Genomic DNA, 15,898 nt, shown 5'->3' with positions numbered 1-15,898 from the left:
TATGCAAAGTCGCCTACAATGGCGCCTAGTGCGGAGGTTCTGCGCTCTCGATTGCTAGATCGATTCCCCCGATGGGGTGGGCAGCCGCCGGGCCCGCCCCATCGGGAGGAAAATGATCAAGGGGCTCCGTCGCTTACGGGATCGGGAAGAAGGAGCGCACGAACTTCTCGAAGAGGCGGTCGCCGATGGTCCAGCGCATCCGCGGTAGCAGTCGGGAGGGCACCCCTATTCGGTAGCGGATGCGTGGATTGTCGCTGGTCACCGCCTTTTCGATCACTTTGGCCACGGTCTCGGCGCGCACGGCCATCCGGCCCCGTCCCGTGGGGTGCTCGGTCTCCCGGTAGGCGCCGTGCCAGTCGACGAAGTGCTCCCAGAAGTCGTCGTAGAGCTCAGAACCCTCCTGTCGGGTCATGCCGAGGTCGGCGACCGTGGTGGGGACGAAGCCGCCGAGCACGGGGGACGGTTCGATGAGCACCACCTTGATGCCGAACTTGGCCACCTCGTGTCGCAACGAGTCCCCGATGGCCTCCAGCGCGTGCTTGGTCGCCTGGTAGTAGCCGCGGCCGGGCGTCGCGAACTGCCCGAAGATCGAGGACATGATCACCACCCGCCCCTGTCCGTGTGCCCGCATGCCCGGGAGGACCAGCTGGGTCAGTCTCGACAGGCCGAACACGTTGGTCTCGAACTGCCGCCGCACCTCCTCGATCGGAGTCTCGCCGATCGTCCCGTTGAGGCTGTAGGCCGCGTTGTTGATCAGGGTGCCGACCCCGCCGTGATCAGCGGTGATCTTTTCCACCGCATCGACCATGGACCGTTCGTCGGTGACGTCGAGGTGTAGCACTTGGATGCCCTCGGCGGCCAGCTCGGCAAGGGCGTCGACATTGCGTGCGGTCGCGTACACCGGCCAGCCGGCGCGGTGCAGGCGCAGGGCCGCGGCCCGACCGGTGCCGGACGACAGGCCGGTGCCCGAGGAGGCGCCGGTCAGCAGGACGGCTCGGGGGGCAGCCATCAGGCGACGCCTTCGACGTCGACGTCGGGCTGCTGGGAGATCCTGCTGTGGGCCACCGAGGAACCGAGTCCGAGTCCGTCGACGAGCCGGTTGATGAAGGCGAACAGGGCTGCGGTGAAGACCGCTTCCAGCATCTCCTCGTTGCTCCACCCGGCCGCGGCGACCCGGTCCCACTCCTCGTCCGTGACCTTGTACGCCGCCCGACTGACCCGGGTCACCAATTGCATCAGCGCCAGGGTGCGCGCGTCGATGGGGAGTTCTTCCGGCTCGTTCGCGGAGGCGATCGCCTGGGTGAGTTCCGCGCTGCCGCCGAACTGCGTGAGGAACCAGTTGTGGGTGCCCACGCAGTAGGGGCATCCATTGATCTTCGAACTCCACGCGGAAATCATCTCGCGCGTTGCGCGCGGTAGGACTCCGTCGCTGAATACTCCGGTGTACCCGGCGAGTACGACTTCGAGGAGGTCCGGTCTGGTGGAGACGAGTCGAAACATGTCGGGAACGAACGGGAGGTTCGTCGTCTTCTTGATCCGGTCATAGAGACCGGCAGTCGCCCCAGATGCCTCTTCCTCATCGACCAGGGGTACGCGGACCCCCGGTACCGATTGATTACCCATGTGCCTGACTCCTGCCTCTGATCAGGAATGTGACCTGTACTCCGACGCGCCGCGGACGAGTCTGTCGACGATCCTCCCAGAGAGGTTTGGGTGGAATATCTTCGAAATTGCCCTGTCGCTTCGATGGGGAATTGGCTGAAATTTTCCAGGGCCGGTGAACGGGCCGCTCCCGGATGTCCCCGATGAGGTCCGGTCCGGCCCTTCCGGCGCGCCTCGCGCCTGGCTGCTGCTGCCGGGCCGTTCGAGGAGGGGGCGCGGACCGCCTTGCCCTCGTGCTCCGGATCCCGCCACGGCTTCGTCGGGTCCCCCGCGTCGGTGAAGGGCGACGCCCGGTTGTCGTTTGGATCGGTAGGGAAGTTCCCGCCATCGGGCTCGGCATATCCCGGACGCATGGCCTGGCCCCGTCGCCGGACACGTCGACGGAGTCCGCAAGGACGCGGCCATTTCCGAGGCGTCCGGGGATCGCCCGCGCAGCAACCCTTAGGGTGAGCGACGTGAATACCGCGAGTAAGGCACAGCGCGCGAGGTGGAGGCCGTTGATGACCGAGAAAGAGGACTTCACACATGTCTTGTCCCAATACCGCACGGAATTGTTTGCGCACTGCTACCGAATGGCGGGGTCCATCCACGACGCAGAGGACCTGGTGCAAGAGACCCTGCTGCGTGCCTGGCGGTCCTACGGCACCTTCGAGGGGCGGGCAAGCGTACGCACCTGGCTGTACCGCATCGCCACCAATGTGTGCCTGAGCGCCCTCGAACACCGCGACCGCAGGCTGCTGCCGACCGGTCTCGGCACGCCGCACGCCGACCCGGAAGCTCCGCTGGCCACCTCGATGACGGAGGTGCCCTGGATCCAGCCCGTACCGAGTGCACTGCTGGGGGCGCCCGCGGACGACCCGGCGGCCGTCGTGGTCCACCGGGCCAGCTGCAGACTGGCGTTGATCGCCGCACTGCAATGGCTCCCGCCCAGGCAGCGGGCGGTGCTCCTCCTGCGCGACGTGCTGGCCATGTCCGCGGGGGAGGTCGCCGACCTGCTCGGCACCAGCGTCCCCGCGGTCAAGAGCGCGCTTCAGCGGGCCCGGGCGCAGCTGCAGCGACTCGCGCCGGTGGAGGACGACGTCACCGACACCGTCACCCCGGACCAACAGCACCTGCTCGAACGCTATATGAGGGCCTTCGAGGACACCGATGTGCACGCCCTGCTGGAGCTGCTCACCAAGGACGCCGTCGCCGAGATGCCGCCCTTGCCGTGTTGGTTCACCGGTCGGGAGGCCATCGTGCGCTTCTTCGGCACACACGTGCTGACCACGCGGGGGAGGTACCGGTTGGTGCCCACCTCGGCCAACGGCCAGCCGGCCTTCGCCCTGTACCGGCGCGGCTCCGACGGCCTCCACCACGGACACTCGGTCACGGTCCTCACCTTGGCGGGACACAAGATCTCCCGGATCTCCGGTTTCCTCGACGCGGATCTGCTCGACTCGTTCGGGCTGGCACGGACCTACGGAGCCCAGCGTTCTCGACGGGTCCCCGTATGAGTGGGGGGCGTGCGCCCGGCCCATGAGGTCGGGTGCACGCCCCGAACCGGGCCTGTGCGCAGGTGCGTTCCGACGTCAGCCGCGGTGCTCGACCAGTGCGCCGAGCGCACCCCCTGCGCACAGGCCCAGCAGGGCACCTGCCCAGAGGCCGTGGAAGTGCTGCACGCGCCAGCCCACCGCTCCTCCCGCAAGCGACAGGAGGACGAGGGCGCTGAGTGCGGGCGGCTCGGTGAGCCAGTCGGGCCGGCGCGTCAGCTGGCGAACTTGTCCGTGCCGTTCCACCAGTTCTGCCCGGGTGTTGCCGCGCTCGCGTCGTCGTACTTGTCGTGGTGCCGCCACCAGTCCCACGGGTACTCCAGCTCGGCCTCTTGGCGGCCCAGGGGCGTCAGGTCCAGGTAGTTGTAGAAGTTCTTGAAGATGTCACCGCCCCGGTCGTACACCGAGTAGGTGTGGAAGACGTCCGTCCCCGCACGCAGGAACACGCTGACGCCGGGGAGCTCCCCCTGCTCCGTGGTGACGTTGTAGTCGTGGTTGAAGTCGGTGCCGAAGGACGAGACCCAGGGGATGGTCCAGCCTATCCGCTTCTTGAAGGCCTCCAGCTTGGGGAGCTGTCCGCGGGAGACCATCACGAACGTGGTGTTGCGGGCATTGATGTGCGACAGGTGGCCGACGGAGTCGGCCTGCATCGAGCAACCGATGCAACCCTCCTCCTGGTCCGGACCGAACATGAAATGACGGATGATCAGCTGCTTTCGCCCCTCGAACAGGTCGAGCAGGGTCATCGGTCCTTGCGGAGCGTCGAAGACGTACTCCTTCTCGACCCGAACCATCGGCAGCTTGGGTCGGGCCGCGACGACCTCGTCGTGCAGCCTGGTCAGTTCCTTCTCCCTCTCCAGCAGTTCCTTCCGGGCGCGCAGCCACTCCTCGCGGGTGACCACCTTGGGCATGTCCATGGTTTTCCTCCGCTCTGGTTCGCTTCCGTGCGAAAACGCGCCGTCCGCGCGGGACGTGGGGGCACCCCGCCCGCGCGGACCGCGGTGCCTCAGCCCTCCAGGAGCCAGTCCGCCAGGCGTTCGCCGATCATGATCGAAGTGAGATTGGTGTTGCAGTTCACGATGGTGGGCATCACCGAGGCGTCGGCCAGGTAGAGGCCCTCCGTGCCGTGGACCCCGAGCCGCTCGTCGACCACGGCTCCCTCGTCCGAAGCCCGCCCCATGCGGGCGGTTCCGACCGGGTGGTAGCCGCTGTCCAGACTCACCCGGACGTACTGGCGCACCATCTCGTCGTCCGCGATGAGACGGTCGTCCAGGACGATGACCTCCTCCCCCTGGCTCCGGACGCCCGGATGTCCGACCAGCTCCCAGCAGGTCCGCACGCCGTCGACGAGCTTCTCCAGGTCGCGCTCGGTTGCCAGGAAGTTGAGGTCGATGTCGGGTGCCGCGGACGGATCGGTCGTGCTCAACCGAAGCCGTCCACGGGATTCGGGCTTCTGGTCCACCACCATGACGCCGAGGATCACGTTGCCCCGGGCCAGCATCTGCAGATCGGGGAACATGGTCAGGTCGAAGTGGCTCACCAGGTAGTACTGCAGGTCGTTGAAGTCGGTGGAACCCTTCGCCGTGGTCCGGACGATGGTCTGCAGGAACGGGTCGGTGGTGTCCACCGACCCCGGCCTCGGCCTCATGAAGACGCCGGTCCGCGGGTGGTCGATCAGATTGGCGCCGAGACCGGGGCGGTCCCACCGGACGTCGATGCCGAGCCGCCTGAGGTCCTCGGCCGGACCGATGCCGGAGCGCATCAGCAGCGTCGGCGAGTTCACCGCACCCGCCGCCAGGATCACCCGGTGGGCGTGCACCTCCTCCGTCGCGCCGCCCTTCGTGGAAACCGCCACGCCAGTGGCGCGGTCGCCCTGGAAGAGCAGGTGGTGGACCAGGGTGTGTGCGCGGATGGTGAGGTTCTCCCGGGCGCGGACCTCCCCGGTGAGGTAGGCCATGGCGGTGGAGAACCGGGTGCCGGGATCCCTACGGGTGGAGGGGATCGGGCCGATTCCGGTGGCCGTCGGGTCGTTGTGGTCCGCGACCTCGGGAAAGCCCATGGCCAGGCTCGCCTCGACGAAGGACCGTTGGACCGGGGTCAGTTCATCGGCCTGCCAGCGGCGGACGGGTACGGGACCGCCCTTGCCGTGGAGCTGCTCACCACCGAAGTCGAGGTCGTCCTCCAGCTTCCGGTAGTACGGAAGAACGTCCTCCCAGGACCAGGCCGGGTTGCCGGCGGAGACCCATTCCGCGAAGTTCTCGGGCACGCCGCGCAGGGCGATCGTGGCCCCCACGGCAGAGGACCCCCCCGTCACCTTGCCGCGCGGATAGAGAATTCGGCGGCCGTCACTTATTTCCGCCCGAAATTTCCAGTCGTGTGCGCTCAGGGACATCGCACTGCCGTTGCGGATGTCCTGCGGAGTCTCCTCGACCGTGGGGAAATCCGGCCCCGCCTCCAGCAGCAGAACACTGCGCGACGGGTCCGCACTGAGCCGCGCGGCGAGCGCGGCTCCGGCCGAACCGGAGCCGACCACTATGTCGTCGTACGTCTGCGTCATGAAACACCCTCGGAGTCTCAGATCCGGCTGTGGACTTGTTCCGCCACCGAGCATCACTGCCACCTGACCTCGCGACTTCTCCGAACTTGCCCAGCTTGCCGTGGACGGCGCTCCACACCGGACGGAGAGCAACGTCAGAGAAGCCAGACGTTCCGCCATATCCCAGTCTCGGAACGCGAACTGAGTGCCGAGCAATTGCCCCAGTTGATCGAAAGTGAGGAGAGAGCGGTGATCCACCGCGAGCGATTTCGCAGGCTCACACCCGGACTGGTGACGGTATTGGTGGCCACGTCGCTGTTTTTTGCGGTACGGACTTCCGTGGCCGTCACCGGCGGCGAACAGGCCGCGGCGAAGTACGCGTTCAAAGAAATGCCGATCGCCATGCCCCCGGGCTATGAAGCGCAGCGCATGAACACCGTTCGAACGGTGAATCCGGCGTACGAGAAGCTGCGGTCCTGGGTCTCCTCGGTCGGTGCGGGAATTGCGATCAACGACCTGACCGGACACGGCAGGGCCGACGGGATGTGCATCGTCGACACCCGAACGGACCAGGTGGTGGTGACCTACACGCCGACCGCCCCGCCCGCCGACCGGTTCACCCCCTTCGTCCTCGACGCCGCCCCGCTGCCGATGGACTCCGCCATGGCACCCACGGGATGCACACCGGGCGACTACAACGGCGACGGCCGGACGGACCTGCTCGTCTCGTACTGGGGCCGCACCCCCATCGCCTTCCTGGCCAAGTCGAGCGCCACGACGCCGTCGCAGGCCGCGTACGTCCCGCGCGAGGTGGTGCCCTCGCAGTCGATCGACGGTCGGTACCACGGTCCCCGTTGGAACACCGACGCCGTCTACGTCGGCGACCTGGACGGCAGCGGTCACCCGTCGCTCGTCATCGGGAACTACTTCCCCGACTCGGACGTGCTCGACCCGAACGGGCTCGACAACGTCGCGATGAACGACTCACTGTCCTCTTCGAAGAACGCCGGTGGCGACCACGTGCTGCGCTGGGCGGGGGCGACCGCCGGTACGGAGCCCACTGTTTCCTTCGTCGAGGAGAGGGGCGCCATTCCGTACGGGCTCTCCACCGGATGGACCCTTGCGATCTCCGGCGCCGACCTGACCGGCGACGGCCTGCACGAACTCTACGTCGCCAATGACTTCGGCCACGACCACTTGCTCTACAACCGCTCGGAGCCGGGACGGATCAGGTTCACCGAGGCCAAGGGCAAGCGCACGTCGACCGTGCCCAAGTCGTTCGTGCTCGGCAACGGTTCCTTCAAGGGCATGGGCGTCGACTTCGCCGATGTCGACCACAACGGCAGCTTCGACATGATGGTCAGCAACATCACCGCCGCCTGGGGCCTGGAGGAAAGCAACTTCCTCTGGATCAACAAGGCCAAGGACACCGAGGAGATGCGCCGCAAACTGGACGCGGGCGAAGCGCCCTTCGAGCAGGAGGCGCAGGAGCACGGGGTCGCCTGGAGCGGCTGGGGCTGGGACACCAAGATGGCCGACTTCCTCAACTCGGGCGAGCTGTCGATCCTCCAGACCACCGGATTCGTCAAGGGCGACATCAACCGGTGGCCCTGGCTCCAGGAGATGGCCATGACCAACGACAACCTGCTGTCCAACCCCGCGATGTGGCCCAACGTCCAGCCGGGTGATGACATCGCCGGCGACGACCACCTCGCCTTCTACGCGAAGAACGCGAGCGGCACGTACGTCAACGTCAGCGAGCGGCTCGGGCTCGACGTGAAGATCCCCACCAGGGCCCTCGCCACCGGTGACACCACCGGAACCGGCGTGCTCGACTTCGCCGTCGCCCGACAGTGGGGGCCGCCGGCCTTCTACGCCAACACGTCGCCCCAGCGGGGCAACCACCTGGAGCTGAAGCTCTACCGGCCCTCCGTCGAAGGAGATCGGGGAACAGGCGAGGGGCTCAAGAACACCGGGACGCCCGCGTACGGTGCCACGGTCAAGGTCACCTCGGCAGCCGGTACCCGCGTCTCGCAGCTCGACGGAGGTGGCGGCCACAGCGGATTCCGCAGCTTCGACGTGCACTTCGGACTGGGCCCGCAGCAGGAGCCGGTGACGGTCGAGATCTCCTGGCGGGACACGAACGGCGAACGGCACCGGACGACCAAGGAGCTCAGCCCCGGCACCCACGCGCTCATGCTGACCGATGACGCCCAGGAGGTTGCGAGCCGATGACCACCCCCACCGCTTCCCCGACCGCACCGGCACGGCCGGCCGCGCCAGAGCCCCGGGCCGCACGCGACCCGCGCTATCTCGCACTGCGCAACTTCGCGATCTCCATCAGCGTGTTCAACATCCTCGGGTACACCGTGCTGGGCTTCGAACAGCCCTGGCTCTGGCCCATCATCGCGGCCCTCGCCGCCTACGCCACAGAGATCGCCCTGGAAGTCCTCAGCGCCTGGGCCCAGCGGCGCACCCCGCGCTTCCTGGGCAACGGAGTGCGCGGCGTCTACGAGTTCCTGCTGCCCTCGCACATCACGGCCATCGCGGTGAACATGCTGCTCTACGCCAACAACCAGCTGCTCCCGGTGCTCTTCGGGGTGTTCGCCGGCGTCGCGGGCAAGCACGTGCTCCAAGCCCCCATCGCCGGTCGCATGCGGCACTACATGAACCCGTCCAACTTCGGGATCACGCTCGCCCTGGTGTGCTTCGGGTCCTGGGTGAGCATCGCACCGCCGTATGAGTTCACGGAGAACGCGGACACCTTCTTCCGCGTCGCGATCCCGCTGATCATCGTCATGGCCGGCACGGTGATCAACTCGATGCTCACCAAGAAGATCCCGCTGATCGTCGGCTGGGTCGGGGGCTTCGTGATCCAGGCACTGATCCGGCACGAGTTCTGGGACGTCGCCCTGGCCTCCGCGCTCGGCCCGATGAGCGGCGTGGCCTTCGTGCTGTTCACGAACTACATGATCAGCGACCCCGGCACCACCCCGATGAAACCCCGCAACCAGTTCGTCTTCGGCGCCTCGGTCGCCGTGGTGTACGGCGTCCTGATGCTGTTCAACGTCGTCTACACGCTGTTCTTCGCGGTCACGGTGGTCTGCGCGGTGCGTGGCATCGGCTGGTGGGTCGCCCACCTGCTGCAGAAGCGCCGCTCCCGGGAGACGGCCCGGCGCGATACGTCCCAGAGCCGATCCACGGAGCTCGGCGAGAGCCCCACGAGCGAGGCGGTGGCCGCGTGACCCCATCCCCCCGGAACCCCGGTTCCTCAGATCCCTCCCGCATCGCCGTCGTCGGCATCGCCTGTCGCTACCCCGACGCCGAGTCCCCGAACGAGCTGTGGCGCAACGTCCTGGCCGGACGACGGGCCTTCCGCCGGCTGCCCGACGAGCGGATGAGGGCGGAGGACTACTACTCTCCCGACCCCACCGCGCCCGACCGCTTCTACTCCGCCAAGGCCGCGGTGATCGACGGCTTCGAGTTCGACCGGGTCAAGTACCGGGTTGCGGGAAGCACGTTCCGCTCGACCGACATGACGCACTGGCTCGCGCTCGACACCGCGGCCCGAGCACTCGAAGACGCGGGCTTTCCGCTCGGAGAGGGCCTGGCCGGGGCCAACACCGGGGTCATCATCGGCAACACGCTGACCGGTGAGTTCAGCCGGGCCAACCTGATGCGGCTGCGCTGGCCCTACGTCCGCCGCACGGTCGGCGCCGCCCTGCGCGAACAGGGCTGGGACGACACCGCTCTGGCCGGCTTCCTGGACCAGCTCGAAGAGCGCTACAAGAGCCCGTTCCCGCCCATCGGCGAAGACACCCTGGCCGGCGGCCTCGCCAACACCATCGCCGGACGCATCTGCAACCACTTCGACTTCAAGGGCGGTGGATTCACCGTCGACGGTGCCTGCTCCTCCTCCCTGCTCTCGGTCGCCACCGCATGTGACGCCCTGACCGACGGACGGCTCGACGTCGCCGTCGTCGGCGGGGTGGACCTCAGCATCGACCCCTTCGAAGTCATCGGCTTCGCCAAGACCGGGGCGCTCGCAACCGGCGAGATGCGTGTCTACGACCGTGGATCCAACGGCTTCTGGCCCGGCGAAGGCTGCGGCATGCTCGTACTGATGCGCAATCAGGACGCCCTCGAACAGGGGCGCTTCCGATATGCGAGCATCCAGGGGTGGGGCTACTCCTCCGACGGCAAGGGCGGCATCACCCGTCCCGAAGCGGGCGGACACCGGCTCGCGCTGCAACGCGCCTACGCCACCGCCGGCTTCGGCATCGACACGGTGGCCTACCTGGAAGGACACGGCACCGGCACCGCAGTCGGCGACGCCACCGAACTGCGTGCCTTCTCCGAGGCCCGTCGCGCCGCCGCCCCCGACGCCGCCCCCGCCGCGATCGGCACGGTGAAGGGAAACATCGGCCACACCAAGGCCGCGGCCGGCGTCGCCGGACTGCTCAAAGCCGTCCTGGCGGTGCGCCACCAGGTCATCCCGCCCGGCACCAGCCACGTCGACCCGCATCCCGAACTGACCGGTGAGAAGCCGGCACTGCGCGTCCCGTACGAGGCGGAGACGTGGCCGGAGGGCGCGCCGATCCGGGCCGGGGTGTCGTCCATGGGCTTCGGCGGCATCAATGCGCACATCGTGGTGGAGCACGCGGACGGCGTCCGCAAGACCGACGTCGGCCGCGTCACCCGCAAGCTCGTCCGGTCGCGCCAGGACGCGGAGCTGTTGCTGCTCGACGCGGACGGCATCGCCGAACTGCGGGGCAAGGTGGCCCGAGTGGCCGCGCTGAGTTCGAAGCTGTCGTTCGCCGAGATCGGCGACCTCGCCGCGACCCTCCAGAAAGAGCTGTCCGAGCGCCCCATCCGGGCGGCGGTCGTCGCGGCCGACCCGGAGCAGACCGAACGACGCTTCACCCAACTGCTGGCCCACCTCGACGGCGGAGTGCGTTCGGTCCTCGACACGACCGGAGGAGTCTTCCTCGGCACCACCGCGACGGCCCCGCGCATCGGCTTCCTGTTCCCGGGACAGGGGGCGGGGCGCCGGGGCGACGGCGGCGCCGTACGACGCCGCTTCGCCGCGGTGGACGAGCTCTACCGAGCGCATCCCCTGCCCACCGACGGAGACCTGGTGGCCACCGCCGTGGCGCAGCCGCGCATCGTGACCTCATCGCTCGCCGGGCTCCGCGTGCTGTCCTCGCTGGGGATCGAGGCCACGGGAGCCGCCGGGCACAGTCTCGGCGAGCTCACGGCGCTGCACTGGGCCGGCGCGATGGAGGAGGCCGCGCTGCTCCAGATCGCCCGCGAGCGCGGTCGGGTCATGGCGGAGGCGAGCGACGGCGACGGGACGATGGCCGGCATCGCCGCGGACGCGGCCCGTGTCGAGCCCCTGCTCAGCGGCGAGCCGGTCGTGATCGCCGGGTACAACAGCCCGCTGCAGACGGTGGTTTCCGGTCCGGTGGACGCCGTTCGGAGGGTGTGCGCCGCGGCGGCCGCCCAGGGCCTGGGGACGGCCGCGATCAACGTCTCGCACGCCTTCCACTCCGAGGCGGTGGCCCCGGCGGCCGAGGCGTTCGGGGCGTACCTGGCGACACGGTCGTTCGGGCCGCTGCAGCGCCGCATGGTGTCCACCGTGACGGCGGACGTGCTCCCGGAGGACACCGACGTACCGGCACTCCTGACCCGGCAGGTACTGGACCCCGTGCGCTTCAGCGAGGCCGTGCAGACCCTCGCGGCGGACACCGACCTCCTGCTCGAAGTGGGTCCCGGGCACATCCTCCGCGGCCTCGCGACGGAGACCGCCCCCGATGTTCCGGTCGTCTCGCTCGACACGGACAGCGGTTCGTTGTCCGGCCTCCTCACGGCCCTCGCCGCGGCGTACGCACTGGGGGCGCCGGTGCGGCACGCGGAACTGTTCCGAGACCGGTTCACCCGCCCGCTCGCGCTGGACAAGGAGTTCCAGTTCTTCGCCAGCCCCTGCGAGTCGACTCCGGAGGGCGACTTCTCCTTCGCCGAGGTGCGCCGCGACACACCGACCCCTGCAGCACAAGGCACCCCCACGGCCCAAGCGGGCCCGTCCGCCGCTGCGGGCGCCCCCGGTGCGGAGAACAGCCTCGACGTGCTGATCCGCCTCGCCGCAGAGCGGGCCGAACTCCCGGTCGAGGCGGTGAACCCGAACAGCAACCCCCTGGACGAACTGCACCTCAGCTCCATCACGGTGGGGCAGATCATGAACCAGGCCTCCCAAGAACTGGGCCTCACCGCACCGCTGGTCACGACGGCCTTCGCCACCTCGACGCTCGCCGAGCTGGCAGGACTCCTGGACGAACTGGCAGAGACGGAAGAGGGTGGAGCGGAGCCGGCGCGCACGGTCCAGGGCGTCGGTCCCTGGGTGCGGGCCTTCGCCCTCGACCTCGTACCGACGGACCGTGCCCCCGCTGCCACCACCGCCACCCCGGCGCGAGGCGGGGACTGGCAGCTCTTCGCCCCGGAAGGGCACCCGCTCGCCGCTGCGCTGCACGATGCGCTGGGCGCCGGGGGACTCGGCAACGGCGTACTGCTCTGCCTTCCCCGGGACTGCTCCGAGGAGCACGTGGGGCTGATGATCGCAGCTGCCCGTGCCGCGCTGTCCCGGCAAGGCCCGTCCCGCTTCGTCGCGGTCGGCGACCGCCGCGGAGCGGCCGGTCTGGCCAAGACCTTCCACCTGGAGGCTCCCGACGTCGAGACCACCGTGGTGACCCTGTCGCTGCCGGACCGGCAGTCGGACCGGCGGGTGCGGGAGCTGGTGCCCCGCATCGTCGCCGACGTGGCGGCGACCAGTGGGTTCAGCGAGGTCGTGTACGGGGAGGAAGACCTCCGCACCGTTCCGGTGCTGCGTCCCCTGCCGGTGTCCGCGACGCCGGCGGCCGTTGGCGGGGCGACCGACCGCCAGCCGGCCCTGGACGCCGGGGACGTCCTGCTCGTCACGGGCGGTGGGAAGGGCATCACCGCGGAGTGCGCCCTTGAGCTCGCCCGGGACACCGGCGCCGGCGTCGGCCTGCTCGGCCGTTCGGACCCTGCGGACGACGCCGAACTCGCCGAAAACCTCCAGCGGATGACTGCTGCGGGAGTCAACTTCCGTTACGTGCGGGCCGATGTCACCTCCGCCGACGAGGTCAAGGCGGCGGTCAGCGAGATCCGCGACGCCCTCGGCCCGGTCACGGCGGTGCTGCACGGCGCGGGCCGCAATGAGCCGCACGCCCTCGCCAACCTGGACGAGTCGTCCTTCCGGCGCACCCTCGCCCCGAAGATCACCGGACTGCAGACGGTGCTCGCCGCCACCGACCCGGCTTCGCTGCGGCTCCTCGTCACCTTCGGCAGCATCATCGGCCGCGCCGGACTGCGCGGTGAGGCCGACTACGCCACCGCCAACGACTGGCTCACCGATCTGACGCACCGCGTCCAGGAGGACTTTCCGGACTGCCGCTGCCTGGCGCTCGAATGGTCGGTGTGGTCGGGGGCCGGCATGGGCGAACGGCTCGGCGTGCTCGAGTCGCTGGTACGGGAGGGCATCGAACCGATTCCCACCGACGAAGGCGTGGCCCTGCTGAAGGAGCTGATCGCGGATCCGCGGACGCCGACCGCCCTGGTCGTGATGGGGCGTGCCGGCGGTCTGCCGACACTCACCCTGGAGGAGTCCGAGCTGCCGCTGCTGCGCTTCGTGGACCGGCCCCGGGCGCACTATCCGGGGATCGAGCTGGTCGTCGACTCCGACCTCTCGGCCTCCGGCGACCCGTACCTGGTGGACCACGAGCTCGACGGAGACCTGCTGTTCCCCGCCGTCCTCGGCATGGAGGCGATGGCCCAGGCCGCGGCGGCCCTCACCGGACTCGACGGAGCGCCCACCTTGGAGGACGTGGAGTTCCTGCGGCCGGTGGTCGTCCCCAAGGAGGGACAGACCACCATCCGGGTCGCCGTCCTGGCGAGGAACATCGGCACCGTGGAGGCGGTGATCCGCAGCAGCGACACCGGATTCCAGGCCGACCACTTCCGCGCCGTGCTCCGCTACGACCTACCGGATCCCTTGGACGAAGCTCCTCTGCCACTCGCCGAGCGCGCGCCGCGCGTACCGCTGGATCCGGCCCGGGACCTGTACGGACCGGTGCTCTTCCAAGGGATGCGCTTCCAACGTCTGCTCGGATACCGGCAGTTGTCGGCGAAGGGGTGCGTCGGGGAGGTCTCCAACAGTGCCGTCGCCCCCTGGTTCGCCCGTCACCTTCCTGCCGACCTGCTGCTGGCCGACCCGGGAACGCGAGATGCGCTGATGCACTCGATCCAGTGCTGCGTTCCGGACGCCACCCTGCTTCCGGTGAGCGTCGAGCGGCTCCATCTGAGCGACCCCGATGCGGTGCGCGGTGAGAAGAAGGTGGTCCTCCACGCGGCCGAGCGCTTCCGTGACGGCGACACGTACGTCTACGACCTCGACGTCAGGGACCAGGCCGGGCGGCTGGTCGAGCGTTGGGAGGGGCTGCGTCTCCGGGCCGTGCGGAAGCAGGACGGAACGGGTCCCTGGGAGCCGTCCCTGCTCGGCCCCTATCTGGAGCGTCGGGCGGAGCGGGTCCTGCCCGTCCCCGTGCGCTGTGTGGTGCGCCCCGATGACGAGGGCGTCGCCGAGGGGGTGGCCTCGCGGCGGGAACGGACCGCGAAGGCGATCGGCTGGGCGTTGGGCGAAGAGACTCCGGTGACGTACCGCCCCGACGGCAAGCCCGAGGTCGAGGGGGGACCGCACGTCTCCGCCTCGCACGGTGCCGGTGTGACGTTCGTGGTGACCGGAGCGGTTCCGGTCGCCTGTGACGTGGAAGTCGCGGAAGCCCGTACGGACGAGGAATGGACGGGCCTGCTGGGTCCCGAGTGCACGGCCCTGGCCCGACTGCTCGCCGTTGAACACGAGGAGCCGCTCTCCCTGGCGGCCACCAGGGTGTGGGGAGCGGTGGAGTGCCTGCGCAAGAACGGCCGTGCACTGACCGGAATCACGGCCGACGCCGTGCCCGTCGTGGACGGGCACTGGGTGGCGCTGCGCTCCGGAGAGGCGCGCATCGTCACCTTCTCGACGTCGCTGCACGGCGTCGACGCACCCGTGGTCTTCGCCCTGATGGCCCGGACGACGGAGAGGAACCACTGACCATGCAGCCGTACTACGAGTACCGCCATCTGGTGGGTTTCGAGGAGACGAACCTGGTCGGCAACGTCTACTACGTCAACTACCTGCGCTGGCAGGGGCGTTGTCGGGAGATGTTCCTACAGGAGCGGGCTCCGGAGGTGCTGGCCGACATCCGCGAGGACCTGAAGCTGTTCACGCTGAAGGTGGACTGCGAGTTCTTCGCGGAGATCTCGGCCTTCGACGAACTCTCGATCCGGATGCGCCTGGACGATCTGACGCAGACCCAGATCGGTTTCAGCTTCGACTACGTACGGGTCGGCGGCGACGGGTCCGAGAACCTGGTCGCCCGTGGCCGGCAACGAATCGCCTGCATGCGCGGCCCGAACTCCGACACCCGCCCTTCGCGGGTTCCCGAGGCGCTGCGGAAGGCACTGGCGCCGTACGTGACGGCGCAGCTCGCCGATTTGACGAACGGGGGCTGAGGGATGACCGCAACCGATCGCACCCCGATCCGCGAAACCTCCGAACTGCGCGGTGTCCTGGGGCGTTTCACCACCGGGGTCACCGTGCTCACGGCGGGCCGGGACGTCCCCCGCGGGATGACGGCCAACGCCTTCACCTCGGTCTCGCTGGAGCCGCCGTTGATCCTGGTGTGCGTGGTCCGCACGGCAGCCATCCACGACGTCATACGGGACGAAGGCGCCTTCGCGGTCTCGGTGCTCTCCCGTCAACAGGGCGACTTGGCGCTGTACTTCGCGGATCACGGCAGGCCGCGCGGCCGACGCGAGTTCGAGGACGTCGACACCGTACCGGGCAAGTACACCGGGGTTCCCGTCCTCCTCGGCGCGCAGGCATGGCTGGAGTGCCGTCTCGTCGCTGTCCACGACGGTGGTGACCACTCGATCTTCCTGGGCTCGGTGGTCGATGCCGGCCGGGAGGAGAAGGACGACCCGCTGGTGTACTTCGGCGGCGGCTTCCACCGCCTGTCGACGTGACCCACCCGTTTGATCCTTGGTGTGGAGG

Annotated in this window: 11 protein-coding genes; 6 read left to right on the top strand and 5 right to left on the bottom strand. The window is 69.0% G+C overall.

All coding sequences use genetic code 11. The annotated features are described in order from the left end of the window. Positions 1–133: 133 nt before the first annotated feature. Positions 134–1,009 (bottom strand): SDR family NAD(P)-dependent oxidoreductase, encoded by an 876-nt coding sequence (locus ACFW2Y_RS04920; protein ID WP_384873633.1) that lies wholly within the window; start codon positions 1,007–1,009, stop codon positions 134–136. Further along, positions 1,009–1,623 (bottom strand): carboxymuconolactone decarboxylase family protein, encoded by a 615-nt coding sequence (locus ACFW2Y_RS04915; protein WP_384873631.1) that lies wholly within the window; start codon positions 1,621–1,623, stop codon positions 1,009–1,011. Before ACFW2Y_RS04915 ends, ACFW2Y_RS04920 begins: the two co-directional genes overlap by 1 nt. Before the next feature lie 173 nt (positions 1,624–1,796). Between ACFW2Y_RS04915 and ACFW2Y_RS04910 the strand changes: the two genes are divergently transcribed. After that, positions 1,797–3,158, top strand: coding sequence for a sigma-70 family RNA polymerase sigma factor (locus tag ACFW2Y_RS04910; RefSeq protein ID WP_384873630.1), 1,362 nt, complete (start codon positions 1,797–1,799; stop codon positions 3,156–3,158). A 251-nt stretch (positions 3,159–3,409) separates the two neighbouring features. Here the strand turns inward: ACFW2Y_RS04910 and ACFW2Y_RS04905 are convergent, their stop codons facing one another. From ACFW2Y_RS04905 to ACFW2Y_RS04895, 3 genes are all read right to left on the bottom strand, one after another. Further along, a complete protein-coding gene (locus tag ACFW2Y_RS04905; protein WP_384873627.1) occupies positions 3,410–4,111 on the bottom strand; it encodes a DUF899 domain-containing protein in 702 nt (233 codons plus the stop codon). An 89-nt stretch (positions 4,112–4,200) separates the two neighbouring features. Beyond that, entirely contained in the window at positions 4,201–5,751 is a 1,551-nt protein-coding gene (locus ACFW2Y_RS04900) for a GMC family oxidoreductase (protein WP_384873624.1), read from the bottom strand. A 134-nt stretch (positions 5,752–5,885) separates the two neighbouring features. Next, complete coding sequence (locus ACFW2Y_RS04895) at positions 5,886–6,134, bottom strand: hypothetical protein (RefSeq protein WP_384873622.1); 249 nt, start codon at positions 6,132–6,134, stop codon at positions 5,886–5,888. A gap of 25 nt (positions 6,135–6,159) precedes the next feature. Here ACFW2Y_RS04895 and ACFW2Y_RS04890 point away from each other — a divergent pair, with 25 nt between their 5' ends. Genes ACFW2Y_RS04890 through ACFW2Y_RS04870 form a run of 5 tightly spaced genes read left to right on the top strand, consistent with a single transcriptional unit; the run spans position 6,160 to position 15,870 of the window. Then, the gene (locus tag ACFW2Y_RS04890; protein ID WP_384873619.1) at positions 6,160–7,965 is read left to right on the top strand and encodes a CRTAC1 family protein; all 1,806 of its coding nucleotides are present in this window, start codon (positions 6,160–6,162) and stop codon (positions 7,963–7,965) included. Further along, a complete protein-coding gene (locus tag ACFW2Y_RS04885) occupies positions 7,962–8,975 on the top strand; it encodes an enediyne biosynthesis protein (RefSeq protein ID WP_384873617.1) in 1,014 nt (337 codons plus the stop codon). The genes ACFW2Y_RS04890 and ACFW2Y_RS04885 overlap by 4 nt, the downstream gene beginning before the upstream one ends. Continuing rightward, complete coding sequence (locus ACFW2Y_RS04880) at positions 8,972–14,896, top strand: SDR family NAD(P)-dependent oxidoreductase (protein WP_384873614.1); 5,925 nt, start codon at positions 8,972–8,974, stop codon at positions 14,894–14,896. The genes ACFW2Y_RS04885 and ACFW2Y_RS04880 overlap by 4 nt, the downstream gene beginning before the upstream one ends. 2 nt (positions 14,897–14,898) lie before the next feature. Continuing rightward, positions 14,899–15,357 (top strand): acyl-CoA thioesterase, encoded by a 459-nt coding sequence (locus ACFW2Y_RS04875; RefSeq protein WP_384873611.1) that lies wholly within the window; start codon positions 14,899–14,901, stop codon positions 15,355–15,357. Positions 15,358–15,360: 3 nt separating this feature from the next. Further along, on the top strand, positions 15,361–15,870 hold the full coding sequence (locus ACFW2Y_RS04870; RefSeq protein WP_384873608.1) for a flavin reductase family protein: 510 nt from the start codon (positions 15,361–15,363) through the stop codon (positions 15,868–15,870). Positions 15,871–15,898 lie beyond the last annotated feature (28 nt).

It is taken from the genome of Streptomyces sp. NPDC058877 (genome assembly GCF_042742855.1).
Classification (GTDB): domain Bacteria; phylum Actinomycetota; class Actinomycetes; order Streptomycetales; family Streptomycetaceae; genus Streptomyces.
Note: the sequence above shows the minus strand (reverse complement) of the source record. Positions and strands in the feature narration are given on the sequence as shown.

What these genes read in the sequence shown, in the direction of transcription:
- ACFW2Y_RS04875 (WP_384873611.1), top strand. Translation starts at nt 14,899, where the DNA reads ATGCAGCCGTACTACGAGTACCGCCATCTGGTGGGTTTCGAGGAGACG.
- ACFW2Y_RS04900 (WP_384873624.1), bottom strand. Translation starts at nt 5,751, where the DNA reads ATGACGCAGACGTACGACGACATAGTGGTCGGCTCCGGTTCGGCCGGA.
- ACFW2Y_RS04915 (WP_384873631.1), bottom strand. Translation starts at nt 1,623, where the DNA reads ATGGGTAATCAATCGGTACCGGGGGTCCGCGTACCCCTGGTCGATGAG.
- ACFW2Y_RS04885 (WP_384873617.1), top strand. Translation starts at nt 7,962, where the DNA reads ATGACCACCCCCACCGCTTCCCCGACCGCACCGGCACGGCCGGCCGCG.
- ACFW2Y_RS04920 (WP_384873633.1), bottom strand. Translation starts at nt 1,009, where the DNA reads ATGGCTGCCCCCCGAGCCGTCCTGCTGACCGGCGCCTCCTCGGGCACC.
- ACFW2Y_RS04895 (WP_384873622.1), bottom strand. Translation starts at nt 6,134, where the DNA reads ATGGCGATCGGCATTTCTTTGAACGCGTACTTCGCCGCGGCCTGTTCG.
- ACFW2Y_RS04905 (WP_384873627.1), bottom strand. Translation starts at nt 4,111, where the DNA reads ATGGACATGCCCAAGGTGGTCACCCGCGAGGAGTGGCTGCGCGCCCGG.
- ACFW2Y_RS04870 (WP_384873608.1), top strand. Translation starts at nt 15,361, where the DNA reads ATGACCGCAACCGATCGCACCCCGATCCGCGAAACCTCCGAACTGCGC.
- ACFW2Y_RS04890 (WP_384873619.1), top strand. Translation starts at nt 6,160, where the DNA reads ATGAACACCGTTCGAACGGTGAATCCGGCGTACGAGAAGCTGCGGTCC.
- ACFW2Y_RS04910 (WP_384873630.1), top strand. Translation starts at nt 1,797, where the DNA reads ATGTCCCCGATGAGGTCCGGTCCGGCCCTTCCGGCGCGCCTCGCGCCT.